This is a genomic window from Pelovirga terrestris (assembly GCF_014773365.1).
GTDB lineage: Bacteria > Desulfobacterota > Desulfuromonadia > Desulfuromonadales > Geopsychrobacteraceae > Pelovirga > Pelovirga terrestris.
Genome location: NZ_JACWUN010000008.1, coordinates 65772 through 87086, shown reverse-complemented (window position 1 = coordinate 87086; position 21315 = coordinate 65772). Strand labels below are relative to the sequence as shown.

Here is a 21315-nt window from a genome sequence, read left to right as displayed (position 1 = left end):
TGTCCATGTAAATACAATTTTTGTATATCGATAATTTTTTGTCATAAGGATGATAAGATTTGTAAAGCAAATACCTGGACCGATTAAAACAACAAAAACAGTCATGATTGGCTTCTGGTGTGATTCAGTGCCTGTCTCCCCTTGGCTTTTTGTCGTAAAATTTGACCACCTGTGGTATTTTCCCCTGCCCTTTCCAGGATGGAAAAAAATGTTGTTCTAGTCCTCTGCAGAATAACTATTGGTTTTTACCAGTTCCAATGGTGGACACTGAACTTGAAACCGTCTTATTCGATTGCGTTCAAATTCTTTTTGCCAAGGAGATAAAAATGAAAAAGATTTTTTTGGCCCTGTTTTGTATCGTCATTATAATACCGGCTACCGCCTGGTCCCTTGACCCGGTCAAAATCGGCATGGTGACCACCCTTTCCACCAAGGCCGGTTATCTCGGGGAAGAGGTTCGTGATGGTTTCCGCTTGGCCCTGGCCCAGGGAGGTGGCAAGTTAGGCGGTATTCCGGTTGAGTTGGTGGTAGAAGACGATGGCGCTGACCCGGGCAAGGCCAGGCAGATCGCCGATCGTTTTATCAAGCGCGACAAGGTCAAGATCATGACCGGAATCATCTTCTCCAACGTGGCGATTGCCGTGGTACCCAGGGTGGTCAGCAGCGACGTCATCTATATCAGCCCTAATGCCGGGCCATCTCTGCTGGCCGGCAAGGGGTGTGATCCCAATTATTTCAACGTCGCTTATCAGAACGACAATCTGGATGAAGTGGTCGGTCAATATGTCAACGAAGCCGGTTTTACCAACGTTTACCTGCTGGCTCCCAATTATCCTGCCGGTAAAGATCACATTGCCGGATTTAAGCGCTACTATCAGGGACAGATTGCCGGTGAGGTCTACACCAAGCTCGACCAGTCCGACTATGCGGCCGAGATTGCGACCATGCGCGCCGGCAACCCGGATGCGCTGTTCTTTTTTCTGCCGGGCGGCATGGGGATCAACTTCCTTAAGCAGTTTGACCAGTCCGGCCTTAACCGGACAATTCCGGTCTTTGGACCGGCTTTTTCTTTTGATGAACGGCTGTTGCAAGCCGTCGGTTCGGCAGCATTGGGGGTAAAAAACGGCTCCCAATGGACCCATGACCTCGACAATCCCGCCAATCGTCAGTTTGTTGCCGCGTTCCGTGAAACGTACGGGCGCACTCCGACACTCTATGCCAGTCAGGGCTATGATGCCGCGCGCCTGATCGCTAGTGCCCTGAAAAGCGTCAACGGTGATGTCGCGCAATTGACGGCATTGCGTACGGCATTGCGGGCGGCTGACTTTGAATCGGTGCGCGGGAATTTCACATTTTCTAGCAACCAGCACCCGATTCAAAACCTCTATATCCGTGAAGTGGTGCAGGATGAAGCCGGAATTTTCACCAACAAGACCCTCAAAGCTGTCTTCACTGAACACAGCAATGCCTATGTTGGCGAATGCGCAATGGGTGAATGAAGGAATAATCTGATTCTGGCGAATTTATGCTTTTAGTTTTTGAACAATTGCTCAACGGCCTGCAGCTAGGCGTCACCCTGTTTCTGCTCTCCGCCGGTCTGACCCTGATCTTCGGCATCATGCAGGTGATCAACCTGGCCCATGGTTCCTTTTACATGATCGGCGCTTATGTCGCGGCGACGGTTACCGCCTATACCGGTTCTTTTCTGCTCGGGCTGGCGGTCGCCCTGCCGGTTACCGCGCTGATCGGTATGCTGGTCGAAATGAGTATGTTACGTCGGCTGTACCACAAGGAGCATGTTGATCAGGTGTTGGCAACCTTCGGCTTGATCATGTTTTTCAACGAATTGACCCGGATTATCTGGGGGCGCCAGCCCCTGTTCATGGATGTCCCGGCCTGGTTGTCAGGCAGCATTGAACTGATCCCCGGCATTCCCTATCCGACTTATCGCCTTGCCGTGATCGGGGTCGGGCTGCTGGTCGCCTTGTTCCTCTATCTGATGTTCGCCTATACCCGCATCGGCATGCAGATTCGCGCCGGTGCCAGCAACCGTGAGATGGCGGCTGCTCTGGGGATCAATATCAAGCGCCTCTACACCCTGGTGTTCGGCCTTGGCACCCTGCTGGCCGGACTGGCCGGGGTGATGGCCGGACCGATCCTTGCGGTTGAAGCGGGGATGGGGGAGAGTATTTTGATTCTCACTTTTGTCGTCATCGTTATTGGTGGCATCGGTTCGGTGCGCGGCGCTTTTGTCGGAGCCCTGCTGGTTGGTATGGTTGATACCCTCGGGCGAGCGTTTTTACCGCTGTTTTTTCGCCTGGTGTTCCCGGCCGCAACGGCTGATGGCGCTGCCGCCTCGATTGCTTCCATGTTGATTTACCTTCTCATGGCCGCGATTCTGATCTGGCGCCCGCGTGGACTGTTGCCGGCGCACTCCTGACAGGTTCTGCCCGACCCCCCAACTCGAAAGATTCGACATGTTCAGACCGACCCGAAAAATGCTCCTGTTGATTTCCGCCACCCTGCTGTTGTTGCTGTTGCCAACATTGCTCGGATGGCTGGGTGAAGAGTATCTGATTTCGCTGGCAAGCCGCATCCTGATTTACGCACTGGTGGCGGTCAGTCTCGATCTGATGCTCGGGTTTGGTGGTATGGTGAGCCTGGGTCATGCGGCATTTTTCGGGATCGGAGCCTATGTGGTAGCGATTTTTACCCATCACAGCTTCGATGGATCTCCTGTCCTTTCCTGGCCTTTTGTTCTGCCCGGACTGGATGGGGCGTTGGTACTGTGGCCTCTGGCGATTCTGGTTTCGGCACTTCTGGCAGCTATCATCGGTGCCTTGAGCCTGCGCACCAGCGGTATGCACTTCATCATGATCACCCTGGCTTTTGCCCAGATGCTGTTCTTCTTTTTCGTTTCCCTGGAAGCCTACGGTGGGGATGACGGTCTCAGCCTGTTTGCGCGCAACCGCTTCCCTGGTCTGGATCTGAGCGATGATACCCATTTCTACTATCTTTGCCTCGCTGTGCTCGGAATCTTTCTGCTGATCGCTTATCGCCTGGTGTCGTCCCGTTTCGGCATGGTGATTCGGGGCAGCCGGGACAATGAAAAACGGATGCAGGCCCTGGGTTTCCCGACTTTTCGTTACAAATTGGCCTGTTTTGTGATCGCCGGGGCGGCCGCCGGACTGGCGGGGGCACTGATCGCCAACCACACCGAGTATGTCAGCCCGGGATTGATGCACTGGACCCACTCCGGAGTGATTCTGGTCATGGTGCTGCTGGGGGGCAGCGGCACTCTGTTCGGGCCGGTTCTCGGGGCCGCGACGTTTCTGATTCTGGAAGAAGTGCTGGCGATTTACACCGAACACTGGATGCTCTATCTGGGTCCGGCGTTGATTCTGGTTGCCCTCTTTGCCCGCCATGGCATTTACGGCATCTTGACCGGTCGGGAGCGTAACAATGTCTGACCCTTTACTGAAGATCGTTGGCCTGCGCAAACATTTTGGTGCGGTCAGGGCCTGTCACAATCTGTCGCTGGAGATCTGCACGGGGGAGACTCATGCCCTGATCGGCCCGAATGGCGCAGGTAAAACCACCCTGTTGAACCTGTTGTCCGGCGATCTAAAGCCGGATGCCGGTCAGATTTTTCTCGATAACCGGGACATCACCCGGGTCCCGCTTTATCACCGTGCCCACCTGGGACTGGCACGCTCCTACCAGATTACCTCGATTTTTCCGCAACTCAGCGTCGAGGAGAACCTGCTCCTGGCAATTCAGGCCCACAGTGGCCATAGTTTTCGCTTTTGGAAAAAGGCGGTCAGTGATCCTCAATTGCGGCGTGAACTGGAGCCGGCGCTGGAGCGTGTTGGGCTTGAACACCGTGCCCGCGACCGGGCTGCTGCTCTGTCTCATGGTGAGAAAAAACAGCTGGAAGTGGGGATGGCGCTGGCATGCAACCCACGGGTTTTGTTTCTTGATGAACCGATGGCTGGAATGGGCCCCGGGGGCAGCGTAGAGTTAGGCAAACTGATCGCCGGTTTAAAACAGCAGATGACGATTGTTTTGGTAGAACACGATGTTGAGGCGATTTTCAGTCTTGCTGACCGGATTACCGTGCTGGTGTACGGTGAGATTGTCGTCACCGGGACGGCTGATGAAATCCGCTCCAGCGCGGCTGTGCGCGAGGCCTACCTGGGAGAAGAAGAACCATGCTGAAGGTCGAGGGGATTGAAACCTTTTACGGCAGTAGTCAGGCTCTGTTCGGCGTCAGCCTGCAGATCGGTGATGGTGAGGTGGTCACCCTGCTCGGTCGCAATGGTATGGGTAAAAGCACCACGGTCAAATCGATTATGGGGATAACTCCGGTCAGCAGTGGCCGGATGAGCTTCAACAATATCGACATCCACCCGTTGCCCAGTTACGCCATTGCCCGGCTTGGCATCGGGCTGGTTCCGGAAGGCCGCCAGATCTTCCCCAACCTCACGGTGCGTGAAAACATTCTGGTCGCTGCCGCTAATCGTGGTGGTCGCAAAGAACCCTACACCGTTGAGGAGGTGCTTGAGATATTTCCCCGTCTGGCCGAACGCCTCAATCATTATGGCGATCAGCTGTCCGGCGGTGAGCAACAGATGCTTGCGGTTGTCCGCGCCCTGATGACCAATCCCAAACTGATGATCCTGGATGAAGCAACCGAAGGGCTGGCGCCCCTGGTACGTAAGGAAATCTGGCACGGGTTGAGCGTGCTTAAAGGACGCGGTCAGGCGATCCTGGTGATCGACAAAAATCTGGATGCCCTGATGAAACTGGCCGACCGACACTACATCATGGAGAAAGGGCAGGTGGTCTGGTCAGGGGAAACCGCCGCAATCGCTGCCAATGAGAAGTTGAAGGCCCGTTACCTGGGGGTCTGATAATCGGGTTGTTGGAAACTCAGGATCATCTGGAACATATCAACGCAATCTGTATCAGTTCAGCACCGGATCGGGGCGGTAAAACAGCTGTCCCCCGAGGTGGAGGAGTTTTTGTGACATCAAAACGTTATGCCTCCCCGCTGTTGGGTTGGATCATGTGGGGATTGGTTGCTCATCTTTATCTTGTCGGTTTTTTCCAACGGGTCGCCCCGGCTGTCATGGTTGATGAATTAATGGCCGATTTTCAGATCGGTGCGGCGGTTCTGGGCAATCTGTCTGCCGCTTATTTTTATGCCTATGCTGCCATGCAGATCCCCAGCGGGATGCTCGCTGATGCCATCGGTCCCCGTCGTTTGAGTACTTACGCTGCGTTGATAGCGTCTCTTGGTATCTTTGCTTTTGCCCTGTCGCCTTACCTGTGGCTGGCGTATCTGGGACGTTTCATGATCGGTGCCTCGGTGGCGGTGGCCTTCGTCGCCTGTATGAAGCTGGCCGGCCACTGGTTTCCTACCAATCGGTTTGCCACCATCACCGGCGTTGCTCTGCTCATGGGTAATCTGGGCGGTATTCTGGCCGGGATTCCCTTATCCGAAGCTATTGCCCTGTTCGGCTGGCGTTCCTCCATGGTTGTCAGCGGATTTGTGACCCTTGTCGGTGCCATGCTGATCTGGGTCGTTGTGCGTGATGATCCTAGCGAACGGGGTTATGCCTCATTTGCCTACGCGGCCCAGCTGGATGGGAAAAAACTATCTGCTCGAGAGTCATTGCAGAGGGTTGTGAAACAGCGGGATACTTGGCTGCTGTTTTTTGCCGGTGGTCTTTCCGCTGCGCCCCTGCTCGTCTTTGCCGGACTCTGGGGTGTCCCTTATCTGACCCAGATCTATGGGATGGAACGTTCTCAGGCCGCCGGGCTGACCTCCACCATGCTGCTGGCGTGGGCCATTGGCGGGCCGTCCTTGGGAGCTATCTCGGATCGCTTCAGACGCCGTAAATTGCCCTATCTTGCGGCCAATGTCAGTGCAGCCCTGCTTTGGGGACTGTTTCTGTTTGCTGATATCCCTCAACCATTGCTTTATCCACTCTTCGCGGCTATGGGTTTTGCCTCCGGCGGGTTGATTGTCGGATTTGCTTTTGCACGTGAAGCAAATCATCCTGCCGTTGCCGGCACGGTGGGAGGGGTCGTCAATATGTCCATTTTGGGCTTTGCGGCATTGTTGCAGCCGTTACTGGGTTTTGTCCTTGATCGTCACTGGGATGGTACCCTGTTGGGTGGGACGCCAAGTTACAGTGCTGATGCCTATTTTTTTGCTTTTCTCTGGCTTTTTAGTTGTGTCTTATTGTCTGTGTTGGCCTTAATTCCGGTTACAGAAACCAGATGTGACATGTCGACCGAAGAGTTATAGCTGCGAGGTGAAAAATCGAAATCGAAATCGAAATCGGGATCGCTATCGGGTTGATCGGTTAATCGGGGGACATAATACCTATTACGTCCCCCGATCCCGCCGAGAGGATCAGGCGGTTTACGGCAAGGGCAAGAACGATTTTGATCCCGATAGCGATTTCGATTTCGATAAAGAACAGTTCTCTAATCGGGGGACATAATACCTATTACGTCCCCCGATCCCGCCGAGAGGATCAGGCGGTTTACGGCAAGGGCAAGAACGATTTTGATCCCGATAGCGATTTCGATTTCGATAAAGAACAGTTCTAACCGACTGTTCAGGTGGCGTTTGGCGGAATCACATAGAAGAGTATCGCAAAAAAGTGCAAGCAGCTGCCGGCCAGGACAAACAGGTGCCAGATGGCGTGGTTATAGGGCAAGCGTTTCCAGCCATAAAAAATTACGCCGCCGGTATAGGCTAACCCGCCGGCGACCAGCAGGCGGATGCCGGCAGGTTCAAGGTAGCCCAGCAGCGGTTTGAGCACGATCAGAATGCTCCAGCCCAGGACAAGGTAAAGGGTCAGGGACAACCCACGCTTTTGTCCCAACGGTGACACCTTAAGCAGAATCCCGGTCAGAGCAATCCCCCAGACCAGAGCAAATACTGACCAGCCCCAGGGGCCACGCAGGCTAACCAGCAAGAAGGGGGTGTAGGTGCCGGCGATCAGCAGATAGATGGCGATGTGGTCGAACCGGCGCAGCACCTCTTTTGCGCGGGGGGCGGTGATCGAGTGATAGAGGGTGGAAGATAGATAGAGCAAGATCAGAGTGGCACCAAAAATACTGCTGCTGACGATATGCCACACATCGCCACGGCTGACGGCAAGACGAACCAGAACCACCAGCCCAGCGATGGACAGCAACGCTCCAATCCCATGGGTTATGCTATTGGCAAGCTCTTCTGCGAGGCTGTATCTTTTCGTGTTTGATAATAGCTCACTCATTCATTGCTCCCGTATCTGCGATTATGCCTAAGACGGAAGTATAGCATTGACATAAAGGTCAATCAGTGTCTGAAGTTGTTGTTTTACAAAAGTATTACGTTGGTGGGAGGCGGGAGCATAAGCGGGGGACACAATACCTGTTATGAACAAAATAGGCATTATGTCCCCCCGATTACCCATTTTGAAAAAAACTTTCAAAATCTTCTTGACAAGTATGACCTATGTGGTTATATTTGGCTCAAATACATTTTGTTGTGGCAGGCAAAAGGTATTTTAACAAGTTTTCTCTCGTTACCTCCTTAGTGTGTCGCCCCGTGACCCCCCTCCTGGTCACGGGGCATTTTTTTGTGTGGAACCTCCCCTGCGTTGTTTCAGCTGACCTGGCTTTGGCGTTTGTGGTATATCCTGTCTTTTACCGTTGTTTAGCCCGTTACCCACCAAGGTCCGGTTAGCCATGTACAAAGAACATTTCGGGTTTAAGGAAGATCCTTTTTCTATCGCGCCCGATCCACAATTTCTCTATATGAGTGAGATCCACCGCGAGGCTCTTGCTCATCTGCTCTACGGTATGAAAGCCGACAGTGGTTTTGTCCTGCTGACCGGCGAGGTCGGCACGGGGAAAACCACGGTCTGTCGTTGTCTGCTCAATCAAATTCCGGACAACTCAGAGGTCGCATTTATTTTAAATCCCAAGCTGTCGGTGCTCGAATTGCTGGCGACCATCTGTGATGAGCTGGGGATCGCATATCCGGCCGGAACCGCCAGTATCAAGGTTTTTGTCGACTGCCTGAATCTGTTTCTGCTTGATGCCCACAGTCACAACAAGCGGACGATATTGATTATCGATGAAGCACAGAATCTCAGTGTTGATGTGCTGGAACAGATCCGTCTGCTAACCAATCTGGAAACCGATAAACGTAAGCTGCTCCAGGTGATTCTCCTCGGCCAACCGGAACTCAACCAGCTGCTTGAGCGAGCCGAATTGCGCCAGTTGTCACAGCGTGTTACCGCTCGTTATCATCTCGAGCCGCTCTTGCTACGCAACATTTCAGCTTATCTGGGCTACCGGTTGGCAAAAGCCGGAGTCGAGCGCCCGCTCTTTACGCCGGCAGCCATCAAAAAACTCTATCGTTTAAGTGGTGGCGTGCCGCGACTGATCAATCTGATCAGTGATCGAGCTCTGCTAGGGGCTTATTCGCGGGGGGAGCATCAGGTTCGTTCAACGGTGTTGACCCAGGCCGCCCGGGAAATATTTGGCGCCGAGCGCAAGCACCGAAGAACTGGAAAATGGTTTTTTTCTGCCGTGCCCTTGTTGCTTGTGATTGCTGCCGTCGTTGTTGCCCTGGTTCTTTTTTTGCCGACGCCACAGCGGCAAGAAACGGTGGCGCTGGAACCGTTAGCGCCAGTGCAAGCGGATGTCATTGAAGAAAAAGAAGCCGGCGAGCATCGGTCGCCGCCAGTGGTCGATTCCGCCCCGGAGCAATTGGCAGCAGTCCTTGCCGTGACCGCGCCACCGCAGACAACAGCCGAGCAGAGCCGCAATCAAGCGATGCAGGCGCTGCTGGCATTGTGGGGCTATACTGATTCTTTAGACCCGGTAGCCACAACTACTGTTGCTGATTTGTATGGACTGGGCTTGCTGGAAGAAGAGGGGGGGCTGGAATTATTACGCACGTTCAATCATCCGGCCCTTCTGTCGTTGATCGATGCCTATGGGGATGGTCAATTTTATGTTTTGCTGACGGCCCTTGATGACGCAAATGCGACACTGATCGTCGGTACAGATCTGGTTCGGGTTCCCATTGCCACCTTGTTGCGTCAATGGGATGGCCATTTCAGCATCCTCTGGCAGTTGCCCCCGGGTTACGAACAGGTCCTGCGCTATGGCGACCAAGGGATCATTGTCTTCTGGCTGGAGCAGCAGCTCGCTGCGCTAGCCAACCGTGAGCCGCGTGACATGCTGAACCTGCGGTTCGATCATCAGTTGATGAATGAGGTGCGGCGTTTTCAGCGTCGCCATGGCCTGACTGCTGACGGCTTGGTGGGTCCTCGGACCCTGATGACAATGAACGCCCAGATGGCAACAGATCAGCCGCGGCTTGCCTTTGAGCGGGAGCAATGAAGATGTCATTTATTCTTGATGCCTTGAAAAAATCAGAACATAAACGCCGAGCACAAGCTGGGGGGGAATCTGTTGCGCTTTTTGAGCTGTACGATAAAAAAATAATCGCGCGGCGACGATCATTACAGTTACTGATGATTGTTTTATTACTGGCAATTCTGCTGCTGCTCGGTGTGCTCGTGTGGCAACGCCCCTGGAATGCTACGAACAGGTCGGAAATGCCGGAAATAGGGATTGCCGAGCCGTCAGTTCCGGCACCGGCAGCACAGCCTCCGGTGGTCATTCCGGCGCCGACAGCGCAGTCACACGAGGATCTTGAACCCGCCCCGCAATCCCTGGTAGCTCAAACCGGGGAACCGGCTGCTGCTGTTTCTGCCCCGTCAGCAGAAGCTCTACAACCCGTTCCTGTGCCGGTTCAAGGGCCTGCTGCGGAGCCTGTTATAATGACGACTCCACCGCCGCTCGAGAATCAGGTTTACGCTATCAGTGACTTGCCGACAGAGGTTCGGCGCCGCTTACCCCCGTTGCAAATGGCGTTGCATGCCTATAATGCTGCCGATGCCGCTGCCAGTCTGGTGCAGATCAACGGTCACCTGGTGCGTGAGGGAACGCAAATAGCGGACAATCTCAGCGTTGATGAAATTACCAGCAATGGGGCGATCTTGCGTTCCGGCCGCTATCGTTTCCTGCTGCCGCGCCGGGGTCAGTAAATAAGGATTATCTGCAGATCACCAACATTGGTGTTGGTCGGGCCGGTCATGAGCAACCCTGTAACCTTTTCGAAAAAGTGATAGGAATCGTTGTCGCCAAGGTAGCGATCTATCTCCAGAGCGTCACTTTTGGCGCGGGACAGGACCTCGGCGTCGGCAAAAGCGCCGGCAGCGTCGGTCGGTCCGTCGTTGCCGTCGGTTGCGGCCGAGAGAAAGAACACCTTCTTGTTCAGAGCATCTCCCCATGCTGATAACTCCTGCAGAAATGCCAGCGCCAGTTCCTGATTGCGCCCCCCCTTGCCGTTCCCTTGCAGCGTGACCACCGTTTCGCCACCAAACAGCAGACACGCCGGTTTTTCCATGAACAGGTCACTGGCGGCGACCTCCCGGGCAATGGTTGCCAGGTAGCGCGCGGCATGGCGGGCTTCGCCGGTGATCATGACGCTACCCGCCCGGGTGTGATAGCCGAGCTGTCTGGCTTGTTGCTCTGCCGCCAGCAGAGCGTGGTGATTGGTGCCGATAAGGATATTGGTCGCATAGCTGAGGCAATGGTCACCTTCCTTGGGGGTTTCAGCCAACGTGCCGGCCAGCCCCAGTTCCAGGGCCGCCAGGATACTGGCCGGGGTTCGCGATCGCAGCTGATAACGATCAATAATGTTGATGGCGTCGCTGAAGGTGGTGGGATCCGCACTGGTCAGGCCGGAAGCGATACTGCTGAGGTCGTCGCCGACAACGTCGGAGAGAATAAAGTTGAGGCTCCGGGCCGGTGCCGCCAGGCGTAAAAAATGCCCTCCCTTGATGGCGGAGAGGTGCTTGCGGACACAATTGATCTCGTCGATGGGCGCGCCACAGCCCAGCAGCAGGCGGGTGAGGATCTGTTTATCGGCCAGGGAAACAGCAACTCCAGCGCCGGAAGATTGCAGCTCCAGGGGGTAGGGGAGCAGGGCCGAAGCGCCGCCGGAAAGACAATTGATGATCAGGGTTTTTTCGTCAGCGATGTTGGCCAGTTGCGCAAAGCGGCGCGCAGCGTCAAGCCCGCGCTGATCGGGGACCGGGTGCGAGGCTTCAATAACCTCGGTGCGTTGCAATGCTTCGAGATGTCCCTCTTTGACGCAGATCAGCCCCGTGTCGATGCGCTCTCCCAACAGCTCTTCGAATGCTCGGGCCATCGGCGCCGTGGCCTTGCCCGCTCCCAGCAGCAGGATCCGGCCATAGTGGCTCAGGTCGAGGTCGATTGCCAGGTCTTCAGTGTTAACCCGCAACAGGTCGCCGCACAGGGTGACCCTGGTGTGGATCGCCTGGTAAGGGTCAACTCGCTGTAGCGCCGCTTGAACTATCTGTTGCAGGTGGTGTCGACAGGTTTGAGGTTTGGGTGCTGCCGCTGTGGTCGGGTTGTTGATCCTGATGGTTGATCCAGATTGAGGGTTCATACGGATATCCATTTTCCATTGAATTTTAGCCTGATTCCTGCTTTAACTTCCAGCGTTTGTAGTTTAGCAAAAGACGATGCCTAGCGAGTAAAGAAATGACAACCAAACAACCGACGAAGCAATTGATGGACTGGCGAATCCGTTTGTACTACTGGCTGGAAAGCCGCGTTATCCAGCGGCTGGTGATTGCCGTGATTATGTTTAACGCGGTGCTTCTCGGGCTGGAAACGGTGCCGAGTATCAATGAACCCTATGGAAATTTGCTGTTTCAGCTTGATCGTTTGTGCCTGTTGATTTTCGTCGTGGAGTTGACTCTGGCGATTATTGCCATGGGGCCACGCGGCTTTTTCCGTGAACCCTGGCGGGTGTTTGATTTTATCGTCGTCGGTATTGCTCTGGTGCCGGCGACCGGTGCCTTCAGTATTCTGCGCAGCTTGCGGGTATTGCGGGTGTTGCGTCTGGCCTCGGCGTCGCCGCGCATGCGCGTGGTGGTGTCAGCGTTGCTGGCGGCGATTCCCGGCATGAGTTCGATTATCGCACTGTTGTTGCTGGTGTTTTACGTGGCGGCCGTCATGAGCACCAAGCTGTTCGGTGCCGATTTTCCCGACTGGTTCGGTTCCATCAACGCCTCCATGTACACCCTCTTTCAGATCATGACCCTGGAAAGCTGGTCGATGGGGATCGTCCGGCCGGTGCTCGAGGTGTTCCCCTACGCCTGGCTGTTTTTTGTCCCCTTTATCATGCTGGCGACCTTCACCATGCTCAATCTGTTTATCGCCGTGATCGTTGATGCTATGCAGAGCCAGGCTCATGTTGCCCAGCAAGAACAGATGCGTGATATTGAAGCGCTGGCTGAAGAAAAAGAGCGACAGCTGCATGCCGATATCGACAGCTTGCGCGGAGAGATCCGCGAGCTGAAGGAGCTGCTCAAAGGTACATCGGTCAATCAGTTCACTGCCAAACCGTAAGGACGATTCATGAATCGCCCCTTGACTATCAGACCTACAGGAATTGGACAATGATTCACCTGACCAACATTACCAAGCAGCATGGTCATCGCGTGCTGTTCAAAAATGCCGGCTGCCAGATCCTTCCCGCTAGCCGCACCGGCCTGGTTGGCCCCAACGGTGCCGGTAAATCCACCATTTTCCGTCTGATCAACGGCGAGGAAGGCCTCGATGGTGGTGATATCACCTGTTCAAAAAAAACGGTGATCGGTTATTTCTCGCAGGACGTCGGTGACATGGCCGGCCGCAGCGCCCTTGCCGAAGTGATTGCCGCCTCGGAAAAGACCGTCCGCCTCGGACAGGAAATCACTGCCATGGAAGCGCAGATGTGCGAGCCGATGGATGATGACGCCATGGCCCAGCTGCTCGAGCGTTACGGTGACGTCCAGCAGGAATACGAGCAGCGTGGAGGCTATGATCTGGAATCACGCGCCCAGGCAGTACTCACCGGGCTGGGGATTGGCCCCGACGACTATAACCGCCCGGTTGAAAGCTTCAGCGGTGGCTGGAAAATGCGCATTGCCCTGGCCCGGATTCTCACCCTGAATCCCGATGTGCTGCTGCTTGACGAGCCGACCAACCACCTTGATCTGGAGTCGATCATCTGGCTGGAAAACTGGCTCAACGATGAGTACCAGGGCTCCCTGCTGATGACCAGCCACGACCGCGATTTTATGAATCGGCTGGTGACGCGCATTATCGAGGTGGGCAACGGTACCATTACCACCTACGGCGGTAATTACGATTTTTATCTGCGCGAGCGTGATATTCGCCGTGAGCAGCTGATCGCCAGCCATCGCCGCCAGCAGGAGATGCTCGCCAAGGAAGAGGATTTCATCGCCCGCTTCGCTGCCCGTGCCTCCCACGCCGCCCAGGTGCAGTCACGGGTAAAAAAGCTGGAAAAGATTGATCGGATTGAACTGCCGCAGGAACAACGATTGGTGCGCTTCGACTTTGCTGAGCCGCCGCGTAGTGGTGATGACGTGCTGGCTTTCAAGGATCTCGCTAAGGTCTGGCAACGCGAGGATGGGCGCGATCTGCCGGTGTTTTCCGGAGTGTCCGGGCTGGTACAGCGCGGTGATAAGATTGCTGTGGTGGGGATCAATGGCGCCGGAAAATCGACCTTTCTGAAAGTTCTCAGTGAGCAGGTAGCGCCGAGTCAGGGGACTGTGACGGTAGGAGCCAATGTCTTCCCCGGCTATTTCAGCCAGCACTCGATGGATCTGCTCGATCCGAAAAAAACCGTCTACGAAACCGTACAGGATGCCCTGCCGCAACTGACCGTCGGGGTGCTGCGTAACCTCTGTGCGGCCTTTTTGTTTCCGGGGGATGATGTTGAGAAACGGGTCGACAAACTTTCCGGCGGGGAGAAATCGCGCCTGGTGCTCGCCACCCTGCTTGGTCGCCCTTTAAATCTGCTGATCCTTGATGAGCCGACCAACCACCTCGATATCCAGTCGCGCGAGGTGTTGCTCGAAGCACTGCAGGGGTTTGCCGGGACGGTATTGATCGTCAGTCACGATCGCCACTTTCTGCGCTCACTGGTCAATCGCGTTTTTGAGATCGACCATGGTGTCATGACCCCTTTTGCGGGAGGATATGAATATTATCTGGAAAAGACCGGAAACTGGGGGTGAAATCGGGGGACATAATACCGATTTGTTGTTTAAATCGGTATTATGTCCCCCGATTTCGGTCAATTTGTTGTTTAAATCGGCATTATGTCCCCCGATTTCGGTCGATTTGTTGTTTAAATCGGTATTATGTCCCCCGATTTCAGCCTATTTCCGGGGGGGCGTACCTTGAATGTCAGCAGGATTGCCATGCTGACCAGCGCCGCCAGTAATAGACCGATCAGGGTCGCGGAATCAGTGATATCCAGGATAAACCCCACCAGTACCGGTGCCAGTGCCGTTGACACGACCATGATGGCCGAGGCAACAGAGCGGATGGCGCCAAGGTGCCGGGTGCCGTAGCGCTCCGGCCACAGGGCTCCAGCGGCCGCACCACTGCCACCAAGACTGCCTCCGGTCAGCAGCAGATAGAGGTAGAGAGCCCAGTCACCGGGGATGATGGCCAACACCAGCAAGCCGCCGACCAGAGGCAGCAGACCCACAGCCAGGGTGCGCTGGGCACCGAGACGATCAACCAGTGGTCCGGCAACCAGCAGGCTGAGCAGATGACCGAGGGCAAAGCCGGTAAAGGCGACGCCAATCTTTTCCAGTGGCCAGCCACGCAGGCCGACAATAGCGGCCTGATGAAAGAGAATAGCGGTAATGGTAAAAGGAGTCGCCAGGGCCGCGGGTAACAGCAGATAAAAGCCGGGGTCACGCAGCACCTGGTTACGGGTCAGGCTGGTCTGTTGGTCGTTGGTCGTCGTCTGTTGCCTGGTGTCGTCCGGCGGTGGGGCATGGCGCGCCAGCAGCAGTAACATCGGCAGAGCAACCAGTAACAGAAAAGTAACGGCAACAAACCACGGCAGGCGCCAGTTACCAAGGACCAGCAAGAGTCCGGCAGCCAACGGCAAGGTCGATTCTGCCAAGGGAAAACCGCTAACGGTGAGGGCCATGACGCGTCCGCGTTGCTGATGAAAATAGCGCCCGGCCACCGTAACACCCAGATGGGACAAGAGCCCCTGGCCACCAAAGCGGATCAGCAAAAAACCGGGAATCAGCATCAGCCAGTGGGCAGCCAGCCCGATCATCAGGCAACCGCCAACCAGAATCAGCAATGCCGCCAGGGTCAGTTGGGGTAAGGGGCGGGTGTCCACCAGTGCGCCAAATTTCAGTAGCAGCAGCGCCGAAACCAGGGTCGCACCACCGTAGCTCAAGCCGTAAGCGCTGTTGCTCAAGACAAATTCATCACGAATCAGATGGCCGAAAACCGAGATGAAAAATGTCTGGCCAAAACCTGAGGTAGCCGTGGCAAACAGGGCAAACAGGGCCAGTTGTGGATGTTCTGCGATAAATTTAGGTGGTTTCATCAAAAGATCAATGGCAATGGGTTGAGGTTAAACGCAACCATTCCACTGTATCAGGTTCCACAGAAGGTTTGATAGATTCGATTTGAGGGTTCCGGCGGTTCACGGTAGTCGCGGTCAGCGTCAGCCAGGTCGGCATAGGGCGTTGCCAGGATCCGCAGCAGATGTTCAAAAGGTTGCAGGTTGCCATCCTGTTCGGCGGCGGTCAGCGCCCCTTCGACCCGATGGTTGCGCGGAATCACCGCCGGATTGTGCCGATCCATGATTTTTCTGACTGTGCGCAACGGTTGCCCCTGTTGCGCCAGTCGCTCCCGCCAGCGTTTGTGCCATTCCTGAAATGCTGCGTCCTGATGCAGCTCGCTGTGCGTTAATTGCTCATCGGCCAGATCACGGAAACTGTTGGTATAATCGGCGCGCAAGCGCTGCATGATGGCGAGCAGATCGTCAATCAGTGCGACATCCTGCTCTTGTTCGTCCAGCAATCCCAGTTTTCCTCGCATCCCTGGTAACCAGTAGCGCCGAAATCTACTCTCAAATTGATCCAGCGCCTGTTGCGCCATAGCGACAGCGGTTTTCTGCTGTTCGGCCAATAGCGGCAACAGGGTTTCGGCAAAACGGGTCAGGTTCCACTGGGTGATGGGGGGTTGGTTGGCATAGGCGTAGCGCCCCTGATGATCGATGGAACTGAACACGGTGGCAGGGTTGTAGGCGTCCATAAAGGCGCAGGGGCCGTAATCGATGGTTTCTCCGGCAATCGATACATTGTCGGTGTTCATCACCCCGTGAATAAAGCCGATCAACAGCCACCCCGCGACGAGAGCAGCTTGTCGGTCGATAACTGCCTCGAGCAAGGCGAGGTAAGGATTGTCCTGCGCGGCGGCCTCCGGGTAGTGGCGGTGGATACAGTAATCAGCGAGAATTTTCACGTCATCCCTGGTGCCGCGCCAGGCGGCGTATTCGAAGGTGCCGACGCGCAGATGGCTGGCCGCGACTCTGGTCAGGACCGCGCCCGGCAGCAGGGTATCGCGGCGCACCGATTCCCCCGTTGTCACCACCGCCAGACTCCGGTTGGTCGGGATACCGAGGGCATGCATCGCCTCGCTGATCAGATATTCGCGCAGCATCGGCCCTAATGCCGCCCGTCCATCGCCACGGCGCGAAAAGGGCGTTTGACCGGAGCCCTTGAGCTGAATATCGACCCGCTCTCCCGCCGGGGTGATCTGCTCGCCTAACAGCAGGGCGCGGCCGTCCCCCAGCATGGTAAAGCCGCCAAACTGATGGCCGGCATAGGCTTGGGCGAGAGGAACAGCGCCCGGAGGCAACAGGTTTCCGGCAAAAATTTCAGCACCCCGGGAAGTATTCAGTTCCTGCGATTTAAGGCCGAGTTGCTCTGCCAGGAGGTGATTAAATAGCGTCAACTGAGGATCCCGCACCGCCACCGGCGCTTGTCGCTGGTAGAACATATCGGGCAGCTTAAGGTAGCTGTTATCAAAGTTCCAACCGGTCTGTGCTGACGTCGCGAATTCTGCAGTGGCCATCGTGCCCCCGATAATTGACGTTGCCGGGTCTCTGTTCAGCACCGGATCCAAAGGCCCGGCGCAAGGATAGAGCTGAATAGTTACCTTGTCGGCTGGTCCTATTGTAACGTCAAGCAGGCGGCGGAGGATAGAGGGGGGGGGCGGTGAAACAACAACCACATTGGTATCTGTCCAGCACCGGGTCGGGGGTGTCGCCCCTGTTGTAAATTGAACAGGTGGCCTTTTACAATATAAATTAATGAATTTCAGTAGGTTAGTCGTTAGCGTGAAATTTTTCGTGTTGGGAATTGAACATTGATGCAGTCAATGAGTTTTAACAACTATGCTAAATATGACTGTTAGGGTGTTGATTTATCGAGGGGTATGGTTTTTTGGGGGGTTGAGGTATGTTTTTTGCTTCTCTTTTTGGTTCTTTGTGATCGTGCAAAGAACAACACAAGAGGACTAATGGATATGCGAAACAACTGTTGTGTTTTGGATGAGATGGCAGCGCAGACCATCCAAAAATACGATTATCGAGTTGAAAATGACATTTTTTTTGAACGTGTATCTGGTCAGATTTGTCTGGCAGAAGCACTTTATCTTTCTACCAACGTCCAAAGAACCCTTCGCTCACAACCGGTTCGCTACAGGGTCGTCGATTTTCTCGACAGCAGGATATCTGCAATAGATCAGAAATCCATTGATCAACTGTTCAGTACAAAACTGCTTCGTTCATCGGGGAAAAAATTAAAATTGCTGCTGATTATCAAAGATAATGATGATTTGATCTATTATGTGATTGAAAACATCAAATCATTTTCCAGCGAATGCCTGACCCTTGTTTTTGACAATCGGCGAGAACCGGAACACTTCATTGAAAATGACCAGGTCTATTCAATGGCTAACTGTAGTTGACTCTCCGCCCTTCTCTGATGGCAATCCTTTTGTTTGAGTTTGATTTCGTCCCCCGGCTTTAGCCTGGTAAAGGGCCTTGTCTGCCGCATTAAGGACACTCATAAATGCCGGCTCATCGCTACCGACCCGGTACCAGCTGATACCAATTGATGCCGTCACGTCAATCATTTTGCCATTGCAGGAGATCGGGGTTTCGCAGATGTGCTTGCGGCAGCGTTCGGCTAGGGTATGAGTTGTTTCCAGCGAGCTGTTGGGCAGGATGATGAGAAATTCCTCGCCGCCGAAGCGCCCTACCAGATCTTGTTGACGCAGGCTGGTCTGAATGCGCTGGGCAATAATTTTTAGTACCAGATCACCAGTCAGATGCCCGTGGTTATCGTTGATCTGCTTGAAATGATCAATGTCCAGCATCATCAAACCGTTGGTTTTTTCCTTGTGCTCTTCCTGGCGAGGTAAAGGTTTTAACCCCGCAGATAGGGCTTGAGCCATAATCTCCCGGCGGGCCAGCACGCCGGTCAGTTGATCAATGTTTGCCAGATTTTTAAGTTGGGCCTGCACAACGGCGAGGCGGCCGGTGAGGTTTTTGACAATCAGCATGGCCGGCGAAGCGACCAGAAACAACACAATCGCCAGAATACTCACATTTTTCCAGATCAGGGACGAGATGATCTCTTGATAGTGGGTTACCTCTTTGTAGATTTCAATGACACCGATCACCTGGCCCTGCTTGGAAACAACCGGTACGTAGGTTCCTACCACATCGGGCTTGAAATTTTGCTCATCGGCCAGATCAACCGGAACCTCCTTGTGTTTCAGCGAAGAATCCACCTGCCCGGCCAGGGCGTTGGCCAGCCGTTGGTTGTTGTCATCCCGCTGACCGATGATGGCAGGATCGGTACTGTAGACAACCCGGGATAGATGGTCGAAGATTTTGATCTTGCTGATGTCAAAAAGTTTCAGGAGGTCACGCAACCTCAGATCAAAATCCGCTATCTGGTCGTCCCCGATCTCTATCTGCCAGGTTTGCCGGCTATCCTGCTTGATAAATTGATTGCCTTCAAAGTGAATAAGCGCCGCGACAATCTGCACGGCATCCAGCTTGGCCTCATCAAAAATCTGGTGGTGGTAGGTTCTATTCAGGCCCAGCCCGGCCAGTATCAGGATAGCGAGAATAGACAACATCCCGATACCCATCAACCGGGCAAAAAAGCGCGAAGACAGGTTGTTGTTGTCAGTGTTGTGCAGGGGCATCAATCCTCATTTCAGCTGTTGTCGGAGTTTGCCCGCTAGCTCGGTCAGTAGTTTAAGGTCTTCGTTGGTCAGTTGTCTTCTTGCTGTTGCCAGCTCAGCGTTGTAAACACGACTGACCAGCTGGTTCAGGCCACTGTGCAGTTGCTGGTAGGTGGCGCGTTTTTCTGCAATAAAGTCGTTAAGCGCAGCGGCAACCTCCTTAAATTCATCATTTTTGCGCAGCCAGATTTGCTTTGAAAAATCCCCTGTAGCAACCATCTCCAGATCCTTCACCAGGCGGATGGCGACGCCGTTGGACTTTTGCCGGATAAACCAGCAGGATCCGGCCACCAGGATAACAATCAGGGCAAAGGTAAGGCCGACGGTGTACAGAAAAATCTGCCCGATGATCTGGTCGGTTGTGTCAATGGTCACGTGCGCCCGCCACAGCAGCTTGTCGATCTCGCGGTGCACCATGTAGTTGAAAAATACCGTTGACAGCCCCGCCGCCAAAAACCAGGAGAGCATAAAGGGGATGAGAAACTTGCCCTGAAAGGTGCCCTTGTCGACAATGTATTGTCTGCGGAAAAATGGGATTTTCTTCATTCCAGGTTCCTTATTTATTGTGGCAGGACAGGCACAAGGCGCTGCGGTAGTTGCTTATCACCAGCATGTGTTGAATGCCCGAGTAGCGGTTGTGGCAGGTGCCGCAGCCAATTTTTCCATCAAACAACTTCACCTCTTCGGGTAGAAATTCAGGCGGTGTATAGGCCATGGGGCGCTCGCGGTAAGCCTCCTGATAGGAGCTGCCGATCGGGTGGTTCAAGCGGCCGGAAAAGTGGTTCCAGTTGCCGGCGCCAAGGTCAGCGTCAATCGAAGCGATGCGGTCCATGTGGCACTCAATGCACAACAGGGTGGTCGCATCCATGCGGATCCCGCGGTCTTGCACCTCAAATTGGCCGACGTGGGTTGTGCCGATCAGCATGTGTCCCTTATCGTCGACATCGTGGCAGATCAGGCAAAAGGGTTTGCCCGCAACATTACGGCGCAGGTAATAGGCCGCCCGCCGTCCCGACTTGCTCTTGCCCTGGTGAACATCATGACAACTGACGCAGGTAAATCGTCCGTCTACCAGCAGCATGTCACCGGGCAGGTGTTTTTTTGGGATGATGTCGGTTGGATGGGCCTGATAGTCGCGCTGCGACGGGTGACAGGTGGCGCAGGATTCAGTGACATCGGGACGCAGGTTGTTACGCCCACCTTGCGCACTGGTATGACAGATGAGGCAGTCGTCAGGGGCAAAGCGGTGACCATCCTGTGACGACAGAACCCAGGCCGCAATCAGTACAACGCTGATAATAACAACAACGAAAATGCTGCGGATTGTTCTGCTCATTTTTTAACCATTTCAACCGTGAGCTGCATTTTTTTACACAGGACATTGATTCTGCCCAGCGGCACGTCAACCGGTTCCCCTGCGTTATGGCGTGAGGTTACTGTTTCCAGCAAGTCCTCGATCTCCCGCAGCGACTGATCGAGGGTTTGCTGATCAGCGCGGTAGCGATGCTGTACCTTATTGACTGCCGTTGCCAGGGAATGGAGTACATCGGATTCCCTGAATCTCAGGTCCTGGGCTTTCGGCTGCTTCAGGTCTTCTTTCAGATAACGTTTAATCCGATACATGGGCCCGGCGATGCGATGAGAATAGTAGACCAGAAAAGCCGCCGCCAGTAAGCAGGGGACCGCAAAAAACACCAGGCTGGTGATAACCGAGTTGAGCAGAACATCTTCCTTTATCTGCATCAGCTTCAGCATCACCGCGCTGTAATGAGCCTCGAGAAAGACCCGGGTCTGGAAATACAGGTACACCTGCCAGACCAGCACCACCACGACAAAGAACAAGCTCAAGCAAATGCCGATGTGCCGATAGAAAAAGCGCGGGATCATGTCGAGTTGTGCTGTTGGTTGGTCGTTTGCCATGCTGTACTCCGATCCGTAATCTGTAATTCGTAAAACGTAATTCGTAAAACGTAAAACGTGAAACGTGAAACGTAAATCGTAAAACGTAAATCGTAAAACGTAATCCGTAAATCGTAAAACGTA

At 54.4% G+C, this 21315-nt stretch carries 19 protein-coding genes; 11 read left to right on the top strand and 8 right to left on the bottom strand.

The window, feature by feature from the left end; translation table 11 throughout:
* The first annotated feature begins 326 nt into the window (after positions 1-326).
* The 6 genes from ICT70_RS08480 (at position 327) to ICT70_RS08455 (ending at position 6316) form a co-directional block, all read left to right on the top strand.
* Positions 327-1499: an ABC transporter substrate-binding protein gene (locus ICT70_RS08480; protein ID WP_191155511.1), complete on the top strand. Its 1173-nt coding sequence runs from the start codon at positions 327-329 to the stop codon at positions 1497-1499.
* Positions 1500-1525: 26 nt separating this feature from the next.
* Positions 1526-2440 (top strand): branched-chain amino acid ABC transporter permease, encoded by a 915-nt coding sequence (locus ICT70_RS08475; protein WP_191155509.1) that lies wholly within the window; start codon positions 1526-1528, stop codon positions 2438-2440.
* 37 nt (positions 2441-2477) lie between these two features.
* On the top strand, positions 2478-3470 hold the full coding sequence (locus ICT70_RS08470; protein WP_224746921.1) for a branched-chain amino acid ABC transporter permease: 993 nt from the start codon (positions 2478-2480) through the stop codon (positions 3468-3470).
* Positions 3463-4218 carry an ABC transporter ATP-binding protein gene (locus ICT70_RS08465; protein WP_191155507.1) on the top strand — a complete coding sequence of 252 codons (756 nt, stop codon included), beginning with the start codon at positions 3463-3465 and terminating at the stop codon, positions 4216-4218. Before ICT70_RS08470 ends, ICT70_RS08465 begins: the two co-directional genes overlap by 8 nt.
* Positions 4212-4913, top strand: a complete 702-nt coding sequence (locus ICT70_RS08460) for an ABC transporter ATP-binding protein (RefSeq protein ID WP_191155505.1) — start codon at positions 4212-4214, stop codon at positions 4911-4913. Before ICT70_RS08465 ends, ICT70_RS08460 begins: the two co-directional genes overlap by 7 nt.
* Before the next feature lie 113 nt (positions 4914-5026).
* Entirely contained in the window at positions 5027-6316 is a 1290-nt protein-coding gene (locus ICT70_RS08455) for an MFS transporter (protein ID WP_191155503.1), read from the top strand.
* A gap of 316 nt (positions 6317-6632) precedes the next feature.
* Here ICT70_RS08455 and trhA read toward each other — a convergent pair whose 3' ends face one another.
* Positions 6633-7298, bottom strand: a complete 666-nt coding sequence (gene trhA, locus ICT70_RS08450) for a PAQR family membrane homeostasis protein TrhA (protein ID WP_191155501.1) — start codon at positions 7296-7298, stop codon at positions 6633-6635.
* A gap of 454 nt (positions 7299-7752) precedes the next feature.
* Between trhA and ICT70_RS08445 the strand changes: the two genes are divergently transcribed.
* Both ICT70_RS08445 and ICT70_RS08440 read left to right on the top strand, forming a co-directional pair.
* A complete protein-coding gene (locus ICT70_RS08445; protein ID WP_191155492.1) occupies positions 7753-9420 on the top strand; it encodes an ExeA family protein in 1668 nt (555 codons plus the stop codon).
* A 2-nt stretch (positions 9421-9422) separates the two neighbouring features.
* On the top strand, positions 9423-10130 hold the full coding sequence (locus tag ICT70_RS08440) for a general secretion pathway protein GspB (protein WP_191155489.1): 708 nt from the start codon (positions 9423-9425) through the stop codon (positions 10128-10130).
* On the opposite strand, the gene ICT70_RS08435 is transcribed toward ICT70_RS08440, so the two are convergent.
* A complete protein-coding gene (locus ICT70_RS08435; protein ID WP_191155487.1) occupies positions 10124-11560 on the bottom strand; it encodes a glycerate kinase type-2 family protein in 1437 nt (478 codons plus the stop codon). The two genes, ICT70_RS08440 and ICT70_RS08435, sit on opposite strands and share 7 nt — an antisense overlap.
* A gap of 95 nt (positions 11561-11655) precedes the next feature.
* Between ICT70_RS08435 and ICT70_RS08430 the strand changes: the two genes are divergently transcribed.
* Positions 11656-12528: an ion transporter gene (locus tag ICT70_RS08430; RefSeq protein ID WP_224746920.1), complete on the top strand. Its 873-nt coding sequence runs from the start codon at positions 11656-11658 to the stop codon at positions 12526-12528.
* Between the two features lie 50 nt (positions 12529-12578).
* Complete coding sequence (locus ICT70_RS08425; protein WP_191155485.1) at positions 12579-14204, top strand: ABC-F family ATP-binding cassette domain-containing protein; 1626 nt, start codon at positions 12579-12581, stop codon at positions 14202-14204.
* Between the two features lie 113 nt (positions 14205-14317).
* Here ICT70_RS08425 and ICT70_RS08420 read toward each other — a convergent pair whose 3' ends face one another.
* Positions 14318-15550 carry an MFS transporter gene (locus ICT70_RS08420; protein ID WP_191155483.1) on the bottom strand — a complete coding sequence of 411 codons (1233 nt, stop codon included), beginning with the start codon at positions 15548-15550 and terminating at the stop codon, positions 14318-14320.
* A gap of 50 nt (positions 15551-15600) precedes the next feature.
* Positions 15601-17085, bottom strand: coding sequence for a protein adenylyltransferase SelO (locus ICT70_RS08415; protein ID WP_191155481.1), 1485 nt, complete (start codon positions 17083-17085; stop codon positions 15601-15603).
* A 447-nt stretch (positions 17086-17532) separates the two neighbouring features.
* On the opposite strand from ICT70_RS08415, the gene ICT70_RS08410 reads away from it, so the two are divergent.
* The gene (locus tag ICT70_RS08410; RefSeq protein WP_191155479.1) at positions 17533-17982 is read left to right on the top strand and encodes a hypothetical protein; all 450 of its coding nucleotides are present in this window, start codon (positions 17533-17535) and stop codon (positions 17980-17982) included.
* Here ICT70_RS08410 and ICT70_RS08405 read toward each other — a convergent pair.
* From ICT70_RS08405 to ICT70_RS08390, 4 genes are read right to left on the bottom strand one after another with little or no spacing between them, the layout of a single operon-like run.
* Positions 17962-19233, bottom strand: coding sequence for a GGDEF domain-containing protein (locus ICT70_RS08405; protein ID WP_191155477.1), 1272 nt, complete (start codon positions 19231-19233; stop codon positions 17962-17964). The genes ICT70_RS08410 and ICT70_RS08405 overlap by 21 nt on opposite strands.
* A 6-nt stretch (positions 19234-19239) precedes the next feature.
* On the bottom strand, positions 19240-19818 hold the full coding sequence (locus ICT70_RS08400; protein ID WP_191155475.1) for a methyl-accepting chemotaxis protein: 579 nt from the start codon (positions 19816-19818) through the stop codon (positions 19240-19242).
* A gap of 10 nt (positions 19819-19828) precedes the next feature.
* Positions 19829-20608 carry a cytochrome c3 family protein gene (locus ICT70_RS08395; protein ID WP_191155636.1) on the bottom strand — a complete coding sequence of 260 codons (780 nt, stop codon included), beginning with the start codon at positions 20606-20608 and terminating at the stop codon, positions 19829-19831.
* Positions 20605-21192: a hypothetical protein gene (locus ICT70_RS08390; protein WP_191155473.1), complete on the bottom strand. Its 588-nt coding sequence runs from the start codon at positions 21190-21192 to the stop codon at positions 20605-20607. The genes ICT70_RS08395 and ICT70_RS08390 overlap by 4 nt, the downstream gene beginning before the upstream one ends.
* Positions 21193-21315 lie beyond the last annotated feature (123 nt).